The organism is Exiguobacterium sp. s5 (assembly GCF_018618075.1).
Classification (GTDB): Bacteria; Bacillota; Bacilli; order Exiguobacteriales; family Exiguobacteriaceae; genus Exiguobacterium; species Exiguobacterium mexicanum_A.
In genome coordinates this window covers 645292-662413 of sequence record NZ_JACSLK010000001.1, presented here as the reverse complement: position 1 = coordinate 662413, position 17122 = coordinate 645292, and the positions used below count along the sequence as shown (strand labels likewise).

22 protein-coding genes are annotated in these 17122 nt (G+C 50.1%); 7 read left to right on the top strand and 15 right to left on the bottom strand.

Translation table 11 applies throughout. The features are described from left to right. Positions 1–6 precede the first annotated feature (6 nt). From KNP60_RS03500 to KNP60_RS03490, 3 genes are all read left to right on the top strand, one after another. Positions 7–450 carry a YaaR family protein gene (locus KNP60_RS03500; RefSeq protein ID WP_029595028.1) on the top strand — a complete coding sequence of 148 codons (444 nt, stop codon included), beginning with the start codon at positions 7–9 and terminating at the stop codon, positions 448–450. Positions 451–459: 9 nt separating this feature from the next. Then, on the top strand, positions 460–1125 hold the full coding sequence (locus KNP60_RS03495; protein ID WP_034778577.1) for a DUF2225 domain-containing protein: 666 nt from the start codon (positions 460–462) through the stop codon (positions 1123–1125). Between the two features lie 281 nt (positions 1126–1406). Then, a complete protein-coding gene (locus tag KNP60_RS03490) occupies positions 1407–1907 on the top strand; it encodes a DUF1572 family protein (protein WP_214796941.1) in 501 nt (166 codons plus the stop codon). 31 nt (positions 1908–1938) lie between these two features. On the opposite strand, the gene KNP60_RS03485 is transcribed toward KNP60_RS03490, so the two are convergent. The 3 genes from KNP60_RS03485 to KNP60_RS03475 all read right to left on the bottom strand — a co-directional run bounded on the left by KNP60_RS03485 (position 1939) and on the right by KNP60_RS03475 (position 3691). Further along, a complete protein-coding gene (locus KNP60_RS03485; RefSeq protein ID WP_251131304.1) occupies positions 1939–2580 on the bottom strand; it encodes a DUF4352 domain-containing protein in 642 nt (213 codons plus the stop codon). A 148-nt stretch (positions 2581–2728) separates the two neighbouring features. After that, positions 2729–3358, bottom strand: a complete 630-nt coding sequence (locus KNP60_RS03480) for a DUF4352 domain-containing protein (protein WP_214796940.1) — start codon at positions 3356–3358, stop codon at positions 2729–2731. Positions 3359–3505: 147 nt separating this feature from the next. Continuing rightward, positions 3506–3691: a hypothetical protein gene (locus tag KNP60_RS03475; RefSeq protein ID WP_029595024.1), complete on the bottom strand. Its 186-nt coding sequence runs from the start codon at positions 3689–3691 to the stop codon at positions 3506–3508. A gap of 159 nt (positions 3692–3850) precedes the next feature. On the opposite strand from KNP60_RS03475, the gene KNP60_RS03470 reads away from it, so the two are divergent. Then, complete coding sequence (locus KNP60_RS03470) at positions 3851–4228, top strand: DUF3021 family protein (RefSeq protein ID WP_214796939.1); 378 nt, start codon at positions 3851–3853, stop codon at positions 4226–4228. Between the two features lie 35 nt (positions 4229–4263). On the opposite strand, the gene KNP60_RS03465 is transcribed toward KNP60_RS03470, so the two are convergent. Genes KNP60_RS03465 through KNP60_RS03450 form a run of 4 tightly spaced genes read right to left on the bottom strand, consistent with a single transcriptional unit; the run spans position 4264 to position 7045 of the window. Beyond that, positions 4264–4617, bottom strand: a complete 354-nt coding sequence (locus KNP60_RS03465; protein ID WP_131485092.1) for a flagellar protein FliT — start codon at positions 4615–4617, stop codon at positions 4264–4266. Further along, entirely contained in the window at positions 4614–4988 is a 375-nt protein-coding gene (fliS, locus tag KNP60_RS03460) for a flagellar export chaperone FliS (RefSeq protein WP_214796938.1), read from the bottom strand. Before fliS ends, KNP60_RS03465 begins: the two co-directional genes overlap by 4 nt. Positions 4989–5002: 14 nt before the next feature. Continuing rightward, a complete protein-coding gene (gene fliD / locus KNP60_RS03455) occupies positions 5003–6676 on the bottom strand; it encodes a flagellar filament capping protein FliD (protein ID WP_214796937.1) in 1674 nt (557 codons plus the stop codon). Between the two features lie 12 nt (positions 6677–6688). After that, complete coding sequence (locus KNP60_RS03450; protein WP_214796936.1) at positions 6689–7045, bottom strand: flagellar protein FlaG; 357 nt, start codon at positions 7043–7045, stop codon at positions 6689–6691. A 248-nt stretch (positions 7046–7293) separates the two neighbouring features. Between KNP60_RS03450 and KNP60_RS03445 the strand changes: the two genes are divergently transcribed. Beyond that, entirely contained in the window at positions 7294–8130 is an 837-nt protein-coding gene (locus KNP60_RS03445; protein ID WP_214796935.1) for an endonuclease, read from the top strand. A 437-nt stretch (positions 8131–8567) separates the two neighbouring features. Here KNP60_RS03445 and KNP60_RS03440 read toward each other — a convergent pair whose 3' ends face one another. The 6 genes from KNP60_RS03440 to KNP60_RS03415 all read right to left on the bottom strand — a co-directional run bounded on the left by KNP60_RS03440 (position 8568) and on the right by KNP60_RS03415 (position 14136). Next, entirely contained in the window at positions 8568–9929 is a 1362-nt protein-coding gene (locus tag KNP60_RS03440) for a flagellin N-terminal helical domain-containing protein (RefSeq protein WP_214796934.1), read from the bottom strand. Positions 9930–10243: 314 nt separating this feature from the next. Then, positions 10244–10915, bottom strand: a complete 672-nt coding sequence (locus KNP60_RS03435; protein WP_353048632.1) for an EcsC family protein — start codon at positions 10913–10915, stop codon at positions 10244–10246. 99 nt (positions 10916–11014) lie between these two features. Beyond that, positions 11015–12307: a methyl-accepting chemotaxis protein gene (locus KNP60_RS03430; protein ID WP_214796933.1), complete on the bottom strand. Its 1293-nt coding sequence runs from the start codon at positions 12305–12307 to the stop codon at positions 11015–11017. Between the two features lie 123 nt (positions 12308–12430). Further along, the gene (locus KNP60_RS03425; protein WP_214756332.1) at positions 12431–12754 is read right to left on the bottom strand and encodes a hypothetical protein; all 324 of its coding nucleotides are present in this window, start codon (positions 12752–12754) and stop codon (positions 12431–12433) included. A 10-nt stretch (positions 12755–12764) separates the two neighbouring features. Then, on the bottom strand, positions 12765–13592 hold the full coding sequence (locus tag KNP60_RS03420) for a GNAT family N-acetyltransferase (RefSeq protein ID WP_214796932.1): 828 nt from the start codon (positions 13590–13592) through the stop codon (positions 12765–12767). Between the two features lie 58 nt (positions 13593–13650). After that, on the bottom strand, positions 13651–14136 hold the full coding sequence (locus KNP60_RS03415) for a hypothetical protein (protein ID WP_214763374.1): 486 nt from the start codon (positions 14134–14136) through the stop codon (positions 13651–13653). A gap of 156 nt (positions 14137–14292) precedes the next feature. Between KNP60_RS03415 and KNP60_RS03410 the strand changes: the two genes are divergently transcribed. Beyond that, a complete protein-coding gene (locus KNP60_RS03410) occupies positions 14293–14790 on the top strand; it encodes a hypothetical protein (protein ID WP_034778604.1) in 498 nt (165 codons plus the stop codon). 32 nt (positions 14791–14822) lie between these two features. Here the strand turns inward: KNP60_RS03410 and KNP60_RS03405 are convergent, their stop codons facing one another. Next, the gene (locus tag KNP60_RS03405) at positions 14823–15119 is read right to left on the bottom strand and encodes a putative quinol monooxygenase (protein WP_034778607.1); all 297 of its coding nucleotides are present in this window, start codon (positions 15117–15119) and stop codon (positions 14823–14825) included. A gap of 2 nt (positions 15120–15121) precedes the next feature. Beyond that, positions 15122–16075, bottom strand: coding sequence for a DMT family transporter (locus KNP60_RS03400; protein ID WP_214796931.1), 954 nt, complete (start codon positions 16073–16075; stop codon positions 15122–15124). Between the two features lie 118 nt (positions 16076–16193). Here KNP60_RS03400 and KNP60_RS03395 point away from each other — a divergent pair, with 118 nt between their 5' ends. Beyond that, the gene (locus KNP60_RS03395; protein WP_034778613.1) at positions 16194–17108 is read left to right on the top strand and encodes a YitT family protein; all 915 of its coding nucleotides are present in this window, start codon (positions 16194–16196) and stop codon (positions 17106–17108) included. Positions 17109–17122: the final 14 nt, after the last annotated feature.

Sequence of the window (17122 nt, the reverse complement as noted above, 5' to 3'; positions counted from 1 at the left end):
GATTCTATGGATATTCGTCGTATCATGGAGACGCAGTCGCTTCACGGCGCCGGCAAAGCGAAACGCCCTGAGGCCGAGCCCGGCGTCTCTTTCCAGAACGTCATCGGCCAAAAGCGTGAGGACCGCGAGCACGAGCGTTTCCAGCGCCAAATCGCGGCCATCCACGAGAAAGGCGAGCTCCTCGCCGAGAGCCAAACGGTCGAGTCGCTCGCTGAATATAAACAGCTCATTAAAGACTTTATGAAAGACGCCGTTGACGCGGCGCTCCGCCTCGAGGACAAACGCGGCTTCAACCGCCGCGGCCGGGCGAAGATTTATAAGATTGTCGAACAGGTTGACCAAAAGCTACTAGCGCTGACGGATCAAGTCATCTCGGGTGAGGCGTCTCGTTTGTCGCTCCTCGACCAAGTCGGTGAGATTCGCGGACTGCTCGTCAACGTATACGTGTGAGGTGAGATGATGGCAGAACATATCTTTTCGAAAAAAGTGAAATGTCCGTATTGTTTGAAACAGAGCGAGACGCCACGCGTCCTGTCGCGCCACATCCGGCCACAGGAAGTCGCGAAGGACGGATACACGACGTACGACGGTGCCAACCCTTATTTTTATGAGCCGACCGTCTGTAGTCACTGTCACCTCGTCTTTCACGACTCATTCGACAAGGTGCGGAAGACGAATCGCGAGGCGCTCGAGTCGGGCTACTTCGACCGGGTGAACGCCGAGGCGCTCACGGGCGACCGCTCGGCCGATCACGTCATCCGACTATACAAGTTCGCCGTCATAACGGCCCAACTGAGCGGACAGAAACCGTCCGTCGTCGCCATGCTCGGTATGCGACTCGTCTGGATGTATCGTCTGATGGGGAATGAGGCGTCTGAGAAGGAATGGATGAAACGGACGCTCGACAAGTACAACGAGGTACAGGAGGCGTACACGGACCAAGTCCGGACCGGCCTCCCTTATGACCAGCTCATGTTGCGGATTGCCGACTTGTCGGCCGCGCTTGGTCTGTATGAGGATGCCCGGCGCTGGTACGGCATCTTGCTCGGCAGCAAGGAAGTATCGGAGCGGATCCGGACCCAGGCCCGATCACACTGGGAAGACTTTAGAATCGAACATGCCTAAAAGGGAGAGCCGCGGCTCTCCCTTTTCGTATACAAAAAAACCGCGCTCATCCACTCACGGACAAACGCGGTCGGTTCTCTTCACGGATGAACCCCCAAACCGAAAGGAGATATACGTGACATGAATCATGTCAAAACCTAAACAGGGCATCCAAGAACCGATCGCGCGGTGGCGTCTTGCACGGTTCATTCTTATTATAATTCGGATTTCTCTATTTTACTATTATTTTTATCACGTTCAGATTGGTGTATGGTTAATAGGAATCCAAAGGAGGTCATTCCATGTTCGAAACCAGATACATCGAAACGGTACGCTCGATTTTTCAGGAACAGAAACAGCTCGCCGAAGACGCGTTGAAGCAAGTGAACGACGAGGATATGCATCGCGTGCTCGCGAAAGACACGCTCTCGCTCACGGTTATCGTGCAACACATCTCAAACAACATGAAGTCACGCTGGACCGACTTTTTGACGACGGACGGCGAGAAGCCGGACCGGAACCGCGACGCCGAGTTCGAGGACCAACAACAGTCTCGCGCCGAACTGATGACGACGTGGGACGAGCGTTGGCAACTGTTGGACGACGTGCTCTCGAGTCTCACGCCGGAAGACCTCGGCAAGACCGTCTTCATCCGCGGTGAAGAGAAGAGCGTCATCTGGGCGATTGAGAAGCAAGTGTCGCACTATAGCTATCACGTCGGGCAGATCGTCTTTCTCGCGAAACTGTTCGCCGGCGAGAACTGGAACGTGTTGACGATTCCGTTGCCGCATCAACGACAATAAGAGAATGCGCATCTCGAAGATGCGCGTTCCTTTATTTGGTGACGTCGATCGTGTATTCATAGCGCTCCTCGGCAATTTTACGGAACTGATCATCATATGGTCCTTCCACAACAAAGCGGACTTCGGTCAATTCTTCAGGCATCGACTCGACATGGAACAGTACGCCGCCTTCTTTCTTCACTTTCCCTAAAAACTCCCCGCCTACATCCTCGGAGATGACGATGTCAGCATCAACCTGTTCGCCTGTGTTTGTGACGAGCCTGGCTTGGTTTGGATGAAAGCTGACCGTCTCATCACTCGTGTTTTCGACGATGATATTGAATGAGACAATAGTCACTTCTTTTTGATCATCGAAGAAGAAACGATAATCAGAAGCGACTTCTAGACGCAGCGTTTGCACCTTATCGATTTGAAAGATGATTGGCCCAATCGTTTCTTCAATCCCAAGATTTCGATTCTTCATGTAAATTTGACTGCGACCAATCTCATCTTCCTGTACTTCAAACTCTTCATCTTGTACCGTTTCTGCTTCTGTCGTCTCTTTTTGGCTGTCTGTCGACGGAACGCTTTCACTTTGGCTGGTAGGTTCGGTAGTAGTCGATGATGGCTCCGTGTCTCCACATCCGACTAACACGAGCAAGGGAATGGCTAAGATGAATCCGTACGACTTCAATCCAATCCTCTCCTTTACCTCAAGACTTTTCCGACTTATATAAATCTTATTCCCCATTTTTAAAAGGGCATTCGAGGTAAACGTTAAATTTTTTGGGTGTTACTCTGGACATAAAACGGCCGCACCAGTTCCCTGGCGCGGCCATTGTTTATTTCTCGACGTTGATCGTATATTCGTAGCGCGATTCCCCGATCGACTCATAGTTCGCGTCCGCCGGTCCATCGATGACGACTTTCACGTCCGCCAACTCTTCTGGCATCGCTTTGACGAAGAAGAGGACGTTCCCTTCCTTCTTCACTTTCCCGAGGAACTCGCCGCCGACGTCATCCGAGAACCACAAGTCGGCTGACACTTGTTCGCCCGTGTTCGTCACGAGCGTCGCTTGGTTTGGATGAAAACTGATGGTGTCGTCAATCGTATTCTCGACGATGACATTCATCGCGACTACTGTCACTTCTTCTTGCCCGTCAAACGAGTCGCGATACGCTTCGTTGACAGTGAGTCGGGATGTCTGCACTTTATCGATGGCGAAGTTGACAGAGCCAATCGTCTCTTTGATGTCGAGCGCCTTGTTCTTCATGAAGATTTGGTTTGAACCAAGTTCACTCTCCTGCACTTCTGCTTCTTCTTTTGTGTCTGCCGCTGGTTCTTCCTTTTTCTCTGCCTCTACAACTTCCTCCGTATCGGTCGCTGTCGTCTTCAGTTCATCGGCCTCTCCACAGCCTACAAGTAGTGTTAAAGGTAAAGCGAGGATCAATCCATATCGTTTCATGTTCATCTTAGTTCTCTCCTTTTTGTATGAGTGGTGGTTGATAAGATGAGCATACTGGATTGTCTAGTCTGACCGGTGTAAGAAAACGTATAGGGTCATCACCCTGAATAAATAAAAGTCAAGGTCCGCGATTGGACCTTGACTTCAACTGATTTATCCTCGTGATTTGAGCTCTTCTTCTTCATACGGATCGGGCCCGTCCTCGATTGGCGCATCGTCTTCGATGTACGCTTCAAGTTTAGGGTCACGTTCCACATACTCATCGTACGCCCCTTCTGGACCGTAGACGAAGTAACGACGATCTTTCGATGACTTAGGCTTTACCTTTTTCTCACTCATCTCGTTTCCCTCCCCTTTCCAGAACAGAAGCAACGGTTACAGTGGTATTTACCCGATTTTATACGAAAACAGGCGTCTTTGCATCCTTACATCCATATTAAAACTTTTTCCAAATCAAATCGTATACAAAGACAACACATGAATGAGGGGACGAGATAGATGAGTTTATTGAAAACAGGATTGGTTCGTGGCGTGAAGTGGTTCATGCTATTTGGGTTGCTTGCGATGTATCAATGGTGGAGCGGAAATATGGAAGGTGTACATAATATGCTCGTTTACGGTGGGATGGCATTCTCCCTTGGTTTGACGAGTGTCATCTATGAAGTGAGACGTTGGTCATTTCCAAAACAGATTTTGATTCATTGGATAACAATGCATGTGACGATTCTGCCGCTCGTCATATTCAGCGGTTTTCTTCCGGTGACGTCGGTTCAAGATGCCCTGTTAGTTTACTTGAAGTTCAATATGAGCGGGTTGTTCTTATTTAGCGCATCCTATGTAATACAAAAGGCACGACGACAGGCTAAAACTTTATGAACGAAAACAGCTCGAAGGCGCGCCTTCGAGCTGTTTCATGTCTGTTGATCGAATAATCCCGAGAAATTCGAATCGACATCCTCGTACGGGTCGACATACGACTTGACCGTCTTCCGTTCTTGCCGCGCCGTCCCGAGCGTCATGCCGAGCCGTTGATGCTCGGCCTCGATTAAGCGGGCAATCTGTTGGCTGTCGTCGACGAGTTGACGAATCACTGTCTGATCAGCGTCCTTTAGGTCCGGTCCGTGCGCCGCAAGCAACTGCTCACGGTCGTCAAGTAGATCATGGATTTGATCCATCCATGTGTCATATGTCGGCTCTTCCGGCACTTGCGCCAACAGGTCTTTTAATCGCTGTGTTTTGAAGATAATCTCATCAATTGGTCTCATGCTTGCTTCGCGAGTTTCATCGCTTCCTTCCACGTGTCGCGGAGCTCAGTCGTAAAGTCGAGCACTTCGTCGAGGATGGTCGTGTCGTTTTTGACGTTCGCGTCGACGAGACGGCGCCACATGTACTCATACAGCGAATCTAAGTTCGCCGAAATCGCAACGTCTTTATTTAACGTCAAGCGCATCTCTTGAAAGATCGCTTGAGTCTTTTGGATATTCGTGTTCTTTAAATCTGTGTTCCCTTGCTCGATGGCGAGTTTGGCGAGGCGCATGAACTTGAGCGCCCCGTCATACAGCATGAGCGTCAGTTCTTGTGGGTTCGCGGTCGTGACCGCATTGTTTTGATATGCTGCATATGGATTGGCTACCATTTAAATTCCTCCTCTTACATGCCTCCGCCTAAGAACTGTTGCAGTGAGGCGGCTTGTGAGTTCGCCTGGTTCATCGCCGTCTCCATCGCTGCAAAGCGACGGTAATAGGCGTTTTCTTTATCGATTAACAAGTCATTTAATCTCTTGATCCTGTCGTCTATATCTGTCATTTCACGTCCCATCGAGTATGTCGGAGCACCTGACCCCTCGGTACCAGCGATTCGAGTAATAGAAGCACGTGAGTTCGTCGCAGCATCACGGATTTGTGGAAGTAATCCACTCTCTGCGTTCGTGAACAATTGATACACTTGTTCCGGGTCTTTTTCGATGGCAGCTTTAAGCTTTTCTTCGTTTAGCTCGATTTTTCCGCCGTTCGTAAAATCAGAACCAGTTGCAAGGCCGATTTGGAAGAGTTGCTGCAAATCCGCATCGTTCGTCGATACGCTCGTGCTAGACCAGTTCCCACGGAGCGTATCCATCGCCCCGCGGACGATTGTATCGCCACGAAGCATCCCGCTCATCGCTTTTTCTTCCCACTTCTTGATTTCATCTTCAGACAGTTCATCCCGCTGCGCTTGCGTAAGCGGCGCGAACGAACGGAATCGTTCTTCTCGCGTTTTTTTGTTCATGAGATCAATCGTCTCATTGTATTTATCGACAAAGCCTTTGATGTTATCAAAGATTTTTTGTGTGTCGGTGGCGGCGGATAAAGTGACCGGGCCGTCAGCCGCAACAAATTGTGATTTTAACGTGACCGTCATGTTGTCAATGGTAACTGTGTTTGAGCTCTGTGTCATAGGGATGCCGTTGACGACGAATCGTGAATCGGTTCCAGCTTTAGACGCATCACCAGCCGCAATCCCAAGAGCCGCTTGCGATGTGGTATCGAATTCAATGACCGCATTTGCCCCTGTCTGTTTTTGCGTTAGGGCTAATTTCCCTGAGTTAGGCTCAAAAAATACTGAAATACCTGTGTCTTTTCCATTTAGAGCAGAAATCAAGTTATCCACTGTTGCATCTTCTGCGACTTGAATTTTTTGCATATCGCCGTCTTTGACAGTCCGCAAGTTAAGTTCATATCCAGAAGTGAAGATTGCCTTCGTACCAGCCGGAATATCTGAGCCGTCCGTCATCGTCACTTTCCCACTCGCGTCTACAGCGTAACTTCCATTCACGAACGGAATATCACTCGCATCACTTAGCACCAAACTTCCTGATTTCGGAGGAGGTGTTAATGACCATTCTTTCGAGGCTGTATCAAGCGTTACCGTTCGAGACGTTGCTTGAAGTGATAAGTTCGATACTTTTGTCGTTCGTGTCACCGGTCCATTCGCACTAGTCAGCGGAGTCGCTGTCAATGTGGCAGCTGTCGCCAAATCAGATACCGACTCGATGCGAATCGCGGTGTTCCCATTAGAAGGTCCCGCTACAACGGATACTTTCGACGCATCCGACGTGCTTGCCGTTTTCGCATAGAAGTTTCGGCTGAACATGAGGTCGACCGCGCTATTACGAAGCGTCATGAGTGAGCGGTTAATCTCGCGATAAGCATCGCGCTTCCACTCAGTCGTTTGTTTTTTTTGTTCAAGCTTATCGACTGGCATACGCTCAGCCTGCATCAATTGTTTGATAATTGTATCGGTATCAATTCCACTGGCAAGTCCGCCAAATCGGATAGGTGTCGTCATGAGGTACCTCCTTTATACACGTTCATCGAAAAGTTGATTGAACTCCATGAATGCCGCGAAGAAATCAAGTGACTTCTTACTTGGGATTTCGCGGATTACTTCGTTGTTTGTGTCCACAATTTGAATATAATAGTCGTTCAATTTTTCATGTTTCATAAACTTTAAACCGGTACGTTGTTGTTCTAGTATAAGATTCGCCTTCTCGACAGCCGCTTCTAACTTTGTCACGTGTTGAGGCGTCGGGAGAATGACAATCCCTTCGTCAGCTAACGCTTTTTGATTCGCTTCGACGAACACGTTTTTCGTTTGTTCATACGGCAAGACAGAAGATGGCAAGTGAAGCCTTACTTCAGAAATGATCGGATTCATAAGCTTCTGCTCCTCATTTACTAATTGTTCTCGTTTACTATATCGACATGTTTCCCCATATTTTGTAGCAGTTTATCGAAATGTTATCTGTATCTCTGAAAAGAACAATTTCTTATTAACTGATTCTAGTCATGTGAGTGAACTAAAGAATATGTATTTTTCCAACGGTACAATTTAATGTTTCAGGTCTTTTGACATAATCGGGAATATATTCAGTAATGATTTTTAAAATGAGGAGATGAGACGTAATGGATTGGGGAGGACTGACAGACGAGCAAGTCGCAATCTTACTAGCGAGTATTTTAGGCGATGGAGAGATTACGAAATGTTATCCGTACGATCGCCGTATTAACAACAGTTATCGAGAGCATTTTAGTATGGGGCAATTAAGTTATCGGCAATGGAAACAGAGCAAACTTCCAGACTTATTTTACTTACGCGGCGACAATCTAGTATCACGTTCAATTCCTCTCATGACAAGTTTGTTCCCGCTCTTCTATCCAAACAACAAAAAGCACATTCCGTTCGAACTACTCGATGGCGTGCATCATACCGCATTTTTACTCACTCTTTATCTTGATGATGGTTCACTTCTACTCAGCAAACGATTTAATCATCGCAAAAAAGAGATTCAATTCACACCGCATATCGCCTTGTATTTACAAGCATTCTCAAAAGAGCAACTAGAACAGCTAGCCCGATTCTTATTTGAACGCTTCAATGTTAATGTCAGAACTTCAGGTACTCCAAGCGGAACGGGATACTATCTTAAAACGACCAAAGTGATCGATACGTTTCAAATCCTTGATCTTTTGTCTCCCTATCTTATAGAGTTACCAGCATTCGCATATAAACTAGATTGGGAAGCACGTCTTGCCTCTGAGATTGAACAAAACAAATTGATACATCCTGATTACACAGTGAGGGTCTCTGTTCCTGCTCGTCCCTACACAGCTGATGAAGTAACTTCGTTGATTGAGTGGAAACTCCAAGGAATTACTGATTTAGAAATCGCCTATCGACTCAAACGAACATACTGGTCAGTCGTTTATAAATGGCGAGACGTGAAAAACCGTGAAGCATAGCTTCACGGTTTTTAGTATAACTTTTAAATAATCAATCGCTATATTAACGGAGCAATTGAAGTACAGCTTGAGGCTGTTGGTTTGCTTGCAGATACCCACATTTTTCAATATGGACCAGACTATATCTTCACCCTTTTACAATCTCAGTATAAAGAATAAGTTATTGTAAAATAGGGGCTGGGCACTTCCCTCGCCGTTGTCGAGGTACGGATCTCATAACCATTGACGTGAAGTCGGTAGGTCGTACATCCTAGTCGTTGAACCTTCATCACAGTTTCCTGACAGATGCTTGGCTGCTGATTGTCCAATCCCATCCTTTTTTCAGAACGCTCACGCTCACCGTTTCCAGTCACGTTGTCGTAAGGAGGGCTCTAAGGAGTCCCAGCAATTCACCCAGTGGTACTCTTATCCGTTACCAGATAAGACGCCCGAAAATCTTACCGAAGAAGTTGAAGAACCGCTTCTGGTTGAGATTTAGATTGAGCCATCATTGCTTGCGCAGCTTGGTTAAGGATGTTGTTCTTCGTGAAGTTCATCATCTCTTTCGCCATGTCTACATCACGGATACGTGATTCAGCAGCTTGAAGATTTTCAGCACCTACATTTAAGTTGTTAATTGTATGTTCAAGACGGTTTTGAGTTGCGCCCATCTTAGAACGTTCGGCTGATACAGTTTCAATCGCATTATTAATAGTGGTAACTGCTGCACTTGCAGAACCTTGATTAGTAACGTCAACATTTGCAACGCCAAGTGAGCTTGCTCGCATATCATTGATGCTCACACTAATATCTTGGCCAGCATTTGCTCCAATTTGTAATTTTAGAGCATTGTTTGAGTTAACAGTAATACTTACGTCTGCATCCGCAGTTAACGTGAATTCAAGTCCTTTACGATCTCCACTAGTGACAGTCACTTTGTTACCGGTAGCGTTGTAAGAACCTCCCAATTCAGTTAGGTCGACTACTGCATCGGTTCCTGTAGAATTGTTAGTTGCAGTTGTCCCTGCAAATGTTCCTGTTCCAGTTCCGAATTCAATTTTTGCTGATGAACCTTCAGCTACAGATTCAAAAGAGAAACCTGTTCCGCTTGCCCATTCTGCATTAACACCTGTTGCAGTTGCCTTTTCATTTATCACATCTAAAACATCTTGAACTGTATCAGTCGCTGCGAAACTAAATGTTGTTCCATTAATTTCAAGTGTGCTTGCTGCACCGATAGCTGTTGTAGCATCTGCAAGACCTGTAGACGTTGCATCCGTATGTGAAGCTTTAGATGCCAATGTAGTATTGGCGGCCGTCAAATTGATTACACCAGCTTTAGTATCGGCAGTACCTGTAACATTCTTAACCGTAGTATTAGAAGCTGTAATATCAACACCTGCACTACCATTTAGTAACTTTTTAGTGTTAAATTCTGTATTTTCACCAATTCTATCAATTTCCTGCGTAAGTTGATTAATTTCTTTTTGCATTTCTGTACGGTCAGCATCAGTGTTCGTATCATTTGATGATTGTACTGATAATTCACGCATACGTTGAAGAATTGAGTGCGTTTCATTCAAAGCACCTTCAGCTGTTTGAATTAAAGAAATTCCATCTTGAGCATTCTTCGAAGCCATATCCAGTCCTCGAATTTGTCCACGCATTTTTTCAGAGATTGCAAGACCAGCTGCATCGTCACCAGCACGGTTGATGCGAAGACCTGAAGACAATTTCTCCATCGCTTTTCCTGTTTGCGCAGTGTTAAAGGCCATGTTGCGGTGTGCGCCCATAGCATTCATATTGTTGTTAATAATCATTGTAATTTCCCTCCATAGGTTTGAGTTTTTTCCGCTCTTCCAAATCCATTTGTCCGAGCATACAAGGCTTAGGCCGGCCCCTCACCTTGTATTAGTTGGAACGTTTTATCGTTTCCATACTCTATATCGGAGTCATCTCGAATCTGTTTAGTGTTTTTGACAAATTTATTCTCAAACTGTGTACTTCTTCTCATTCCGTGTACAAAAAGAGATCTCGCATTTCAGTTCCGGCACAGCCCGAATCTTTTAACTTCCTTTTTTCACAAGCCCTTCAACAATAAAAAACGAATGCTTCCGCATATGCTCTACTCTCATTATTCAGTTATAGTTACCACTTCAGGTGTCAATTCTTCAAACAATTCTTTCGCTGCCTTCGCAATTACTTTTGTCGTCGTCGCATCATATGCGCCGCCGATGACCCCTCCAACAAGCGGAACCATCTTACCTAGGTTAACCACACCGGTACTCCCAAACTTCGTCAACAAGCGAAATCCGACCTTCTGATTAATTTTTGTGATGGTCGATCCAGGAATCTTCTTAATCATATTGACGGTCAATTTCTTCCCGACTTCAACTCCGGCTTTTCTCATCACCTCTCCAGCTGCCTTTCCAGTCAACGCGATGTAGACGAACGTCCGGATTTGATCATCCTTCAAGTCATACCCTCGCATGACAGCAATCGTAGCAATCATACGCATTTGAATATAGAGGACCGACCCGACATTCGCTGGGATTGCGACCGGCATGAGAATCAGACCGCTCACTCCCGCCAAGAAGCCGCTCGTCCCGCATGCGGCCAACTGCGTCGTAATCAAGCGATCAATCCCTTTTTCAACACCATACTTTCTCGTGTACTCCTCAGCAAGTTGATACGCCGTATCCATGGTCGGGACACCATTCAACGACTTCTCATATGTCCAATCGAGTAATTCATTCATCTTCTCGACGGTTAACTCGTTTACCTTGCCAACGCTAAATTTCTCCACCCTGGTCACCCCTCACTCACGAATATGCTAAGTATACGCCATAAATCTTTTCCGAACTCTCTTTCATAGAAAAACGACCCATCACTGGGCCGCCCCTCCTTACACTTCTACCTTCACTTGCTCCGTCTCATTCTGCAAACTCTCCGCGACACGAACGAGTTCCGTCATCGCGCCGTTCACTTCACCGAGACTCGCCGCTTGTTGGCTCGCCGCTGACGTGACTTCTGTCGCATAGCGTGACGCCTCTTCGACCATGCCGACAATTCCGGCCGAGTTCGTGACGACCGAGTCGATCTGTCCGCGCGACTCATCCAAGAGCGCATCGACCGAATGGACGTGGCTGTACACTTCGTTCGCCGAGTTGTGGATTGATGCGAACGCACCGCCCGCCTTCTCGACGAGACCGACGCCCGTCTCCACTTCCGCTTTCACGTTCGCCATCGATGACGACGTGTCGCCGACCAAACGTTTGACGTCGACAATCAAATCCGTGATCTCTTGCGTCGAGTTCGCCGTCTGTTCGGCTAGCTTCTTGACCTCGGCCGCGACGACCGCGAAGCCGCGTCCATGTTCGCCGGCGCGTGCCGCTTCGATCGACGCGTTCAAGGCGAGCAAGTTCGTCTGCGCCGAGATGTCGCTGATGACGTCCGTGATACGCGAGATTTCGCCTGTCATCTCTGTCAATTTGCTGTTGAGCGTCGACGACTGCTCTACTTTGCCAGCAATCGCATGCATCGCATCGACCGACGACGAAGCAAGCCCTTTGCCGCTCTCCGCCTCTTGTTGCATCTCACTCGCTGATTCGAGCGCAGAACCCATCTCTTGACGAATGTTCTCCATCGTCCGGGCGACGGCACCGAGTAGGTCCATTGAACTGTACGTCGCATTGACGTTATCTTCGAGCATCTTGTTCAAGGCGTCCATCGCTTGGCGAATGTTCTCGCCGGCGACATTCCCTTCTTGGACCGCTGCCGCGATCTCTTGCGCCGAACCGGTGAGCTGGTCCGCCGTGTAGCGCATGTTCGTCCCTTGTTCCCTCAGGTGTCCGACCATGTTGTCCATCGACAGTAGCAGACGTCCCATCTCCGACCGGTCTGTCGTCGTCTCGCTCGCGAATACGACCGTCAAATCGCCATTACCGACCTCGACCGCCTTATCCGACGCCGACTCGATCGCCTTGAGCGGACGACGGGCGATCAAGTAGATGACAGCTCCACCTAAACCTGAGATGAGCAAGGCCACGGCCGTCCCGACGAGCATGACCTGTCCTTTCGCCATCTCAAGCTCCGTGAGCAATAAGAGCGTGATCCAGCCGACCGCTCCGCCCGTGATAAAGGATGTGACCAAAATCCAAGCGAGCAGTTGGGTCGTAAAGTTTTTGAATAGCTTCACTATAAGTTCCTCCTCTGTGTAATTCATCACCTACTATATCGTCCGATTGCCAGCTTTTGTATAGCGTTTTCAGTTGAAGTTTTGGTCAATGAAAAAACGCCCCCGTCTCCGAGAGCGTTCAATTCAAAATCGGTCGTCTTCTTTTGTCATGTGCACCTGTTCGCGCGGTGTCAAAAGCGCGTCGATTGCGAGTGCGAGCGCGGCCGCCCAGTGCAGCATCATGCCGAGGAACGGGATGAACCCGAGCACCGACGCCGTGATGCCGACAATCGGTCCAACCGAAATCCGCTTCAGCCGCGTGATCGACAAGACGAGCACCACGATGTGGAACACGAGCATGAACCCGAGCGGTGTGTAGCCCATGCTGATGATGAACAACCCACCGAGCGCCGGGATGCCGAGCAGCGCCTCAAAGGCGGCACCCATCCATTTCAAATTTCGAACCATTTGTCTCACCTCACAGTTCTAATAGATAAAACTCATAGCCGCCGTTTTCAGCGAACCCGGCCCGCTTGTAAATCTCGAGCGCGGCCTTGTTTTCCGTCTCGACGTCGAGCTCGAGTTTCGTCCGGCCCATGCGGAACAGTTGCTGGACCATCTGTTTCAACATCTTCGTGCCGTATCCCTTGCCTTGCTCGTCCGCCTTGACGCCGAACGCGTGGATGCTGCCGGCATCTTCACCGGCAAGCAGGGCACGGATGATTCCGACCGGACGACCGTCGACTTCACCGATGTACGTCACGCGGTCCGGTGTGTCGATTTGTTGATAGATGTTCTCCGTCACGTCGAGCGGATCGCCGAACGCTTCAGAGAGCGTCTCGATGATGAGCGGACGGTCGGCATCGGTCGCCTCTCGGAGCGACACCTCGTCCGGCTTCAAGAACAGCTCGGCTTTTTTGAGCACCAAGTTGTATTCCGAGAACTGATACGCCGCGCCAAGACGATCGATGACCGCCTTACCGTCCTTCGATTTGCGGTCGATGACGAACGTGAACGCCTCACAACCGTTCTGTTTCGCATCCTGTTTCGCCGTTTCAAAGAGTGCCGTGAAGACACCTTGCTTCCGGTAGTCCGGATGCACGAGCGCATTCACTTCATACTCGTTCGGGAGATATGGGAAAAGCACCATATACCCGACGAGCGTATCATTGTCATAGACGGCGTAGTCGTTCTGACCGACCGCCACATGTCCGAGTTTCACGTCAATCTTGTCAAATGCATTGACCGCTGCCTCGAGCGCCGCCACCTGTTCTGCTTGTCTCACTTCTTCTACTGTCCAATTCATGTGATCACCTCACGTCATATTGTAGCATAACCGAAAAAGCCCGCCGTAGCGGGCAGGCTCATAACGTACGGAACTCGAGCTCCGGAAGCGTCTCAAGCAGCTCCGCGATCTCATCCGTGTGCGCCTCGGCACCCGGGACGGCCTCGGTCGGTTCGACCCAGAAGAACGTCTTGTCGCTCGCTCCGAGGTAGTTGCCGTAGCCGACTTCCTCCGCGAACGCCGCTTCCGATAGTTCACGGTCAATCAAGTCCAAATGGAACAACAACTGGTCGTCGCCGTCCTCGACGTTATAGTAGAGATCGAACGTGCCGTAGCTGTTCTGATCGCCGACATCGACGACGTCCTGCGCCTTCTCGATATAGACGTCCCCACGCTCAATCGCCTCGACGATTTTCGACGGGAGAATGATCTCATAACCGAGCTCACGGTCACGGATCGTCTGCGTCGTATCGTCAGTCCGTCCCCGGGACGAGACGACACCTACCGTTGCGACGAGGGCACCCGTCACGCCGAGCGCGACGGCCCATTTCATTGTTTTGTTCATGTGGATTCACTCCTCTTTAGTCTTGCCATGAGACGATTATCGCACAAAATGTCCTTAAATCATTAAATATTCTGAAAAAATGTTTAGCGATGCGTTGACGCACGTTCCGCAATCCCATACGATAAAAGTATCGCATTATAGAAAAGAGGAACCGACATGTCAAACGAACAACAATTGTCACGCGCACAGCTCGACGCGCTCTTGAAAAACGTCTTCGCCCTTCAAATCCCGGTCATCGAGAAGTTCATGACCGACCTATTTAAAAAGTACGTCTCGACGGCGTCCACGTTCAAACAGGACATGGACACGATGAAAGCGACGGAGTGGCATAAACAGTTCTTCGGTCAAAAAGTGATGCCGCACTTGTTCATCGAGAACCTCGGCTTCGGTGCCTCGTTCCGTCACCAGGAACAAGACAAAGTCGTCAAAATCCCGGACAACATGACGGTCGTGAAACCAGACTCGGACGACCAAATCGAAGAGATCCTCCAAAACCTCGACAAGACGCTCGCGTCGATGGACGGGATCAAAAACAAAGGACTCGTCAAAAAGTTCTATAAAGAGACGCTCGAACTCATCTGCCAGCTCGGCAGCCGTACCGGGATGATGGACGAGTTTTATGAGAAAGTCAAAGGCAGCTTGACGAAAGCTTGACCCGCCATCCACGTCCTCGGACGTGGATTTTTTTAGTTTTTGCTTCTCGGCTCGAACACGGCCAAGCGTTCGATGTTGGCCAAAATCGGCTTCGCCCGTCCGATCAACGTCTGCGTCGTCTCAAGCGACAGCGACTGTTGATGCGCCTCGACACTCTCCCATACCTCATAGACGACGATCGACTCGTCGTCGAGCGACGCCGCGACTTGGTACACGCAACACGTCGCCTCTCGTTCCATCGCCTCGGCCGCCTCGAGCAAGATGGCGAGCAGCATCTCACGCTCGCCCGGAACGGCCGTCAATTTGCCGAACAATCCATACGGTTTCATCTTCATCCCTCCTTGTCGTATCGATTCGCCGCCGGCATCGTCTTCTCCTTTACACGGAACTGGCTACGGCTGTGGAAGACGACCCCAATCATGACGAGCGAGATGCCGACGAGCGACAGCCCGGACGGCAGATGCGCTTGGAGAAAAATCAGCTCGCCGATGAGCGCGAACAACACCTCGAGCGCCTGCGTCGCCTCGACCGTCGCCAGTTTCCCCATGTCGTGTTTGACGAGGTCGGTCGCCTTGAAGAAGAGTACCGTCGCGACGACGCCCGATAACAGTGCGACGAGAAGCGTCTGCGTCAATTGCGAGCTCGATGGCGCCCCCGTCGTCAGCCCGTAGCCGAACAAGAGGAGCCAGATTGGGAGCGAGCCGATACACATCCCGAGGATGCGCTCGAACACGTCGAGGTCGGTGTGGGCCATCATCTTCCGGTTGCCGAGCGGATAGGCGAACGCGGCAATCAATACCGGCACCACCCCAATCCATAGGAAACGCGGCTCAAAGTCAGCAAAGAACTCGACTTGCATCAAGACGACGCCGAACAGGATGAGTCCAGAGAAACGGAGCGCTGTCCACGGAATCCGTTCCCGCGTCCCGTCACCACGACGGAAGAGCGGCGACAACAGTGCCCCGGCGATAATCGTCACTTGCCAAGTGCCCGCGATGAGCCAAGGCGGGGCGACCTCGGCGGCGAGACAAATCGGGACGTAAAACAGACCAAACCCGACCGTTCCCCAGACGAGCCACGGCCCCGGCTGTTCGACGAGCGCCTGGTGCACTCGGGTCATCCCGCCCCGGACGTAGACGACGAAAGCGAGGAGCGGGATCATGAACAGGAAGCGGAGCGAGGCACTGTACGCCCAGTGACCACCTCCGACTTGCATCGATTCGTTCAACACGAACGTGCTCGCAAAAAACAAGGCGGCGAGTACACCTAACAGAAGCGGACGCATACGTACTCTCCTTTCCGAATCCCCATGTGTTCCATAACTTGTGTCAGATTTCCTGCCTCATCCACTAAATTCCGTGTGAGGTTTGCTATACTAAAAAGAAAAAAGGGAGTGAACCCCGATGCAGCGTCCACCGATGCCTTCCCCGACCCCGGAGGAAGTGCTCCGTTTGAAACGTGTCCACAATCCGATCAAACCAACCGAACTCCTCGCCAAGGGGCTGCTCCTGTTGATCGGTGCCTTCATCTTCGCCATCGGGCTCGAGGCGTTCCTCGTCCCGAACCAAATCATCGACGGCGGCATCGTCGGCGTCTCAATCATCACGTCGTATTTGACGGAGACGAAGCTCGCCATCTGGCTCGTCCTGTTCAACTTGCCGTTCATCTACTTCGGCTATCGTCAAATCGGGAAGACGTTCGCCGTCGTCACGTTGATCGCCATCATGCTCATGTCCGGCTTCACGATTTTGCTCCACTCGATCGAGCCGTTCACCGATGACCTGCTGTTGTCGACCGTGTTCGGCGGCTTCTTGCTCGGGGCCGGCATCGGTCTCGTCATCCGGGCCGGCGGATCGCTCGACGGGACCGAGATTTTGGCCGTGTCGTTCACGGACCGGTTACCGTTCTCCGTCGGCGAGATCGTCATGTTCTTCAACATCTTTATCCTCGGGACGGCGGGCTTCGTCTTCAGCTGGGACCGGGCCATGTACTCGCTCATCACGTACTTCGTCGCCTTCAAGACGATCGATATCGTGCTCGAGGGACTCGACCAGTCGAAGGCGGCATGGATCATCACGACGGCGCCGGACGACATCGGTCAGGCCATCATGGACCGGCTCGGTCGGGGCGTGACGTATCTACACGGCGAAGGCGCCTATACGGGCGACGGCAAGAAAGTCGTCTTCACCGTCATCAGCCGATTGGAAGAGACGAAGCTGAAAGACATCCTCGACGACTATGACGAGAAGGCGTTCCTCGCCATCGGCAATATTCATGACGTCCGGGGCGGCCAGTTCAAAAAGAAAAATATCCACTAAAAAATCGGCCCCTT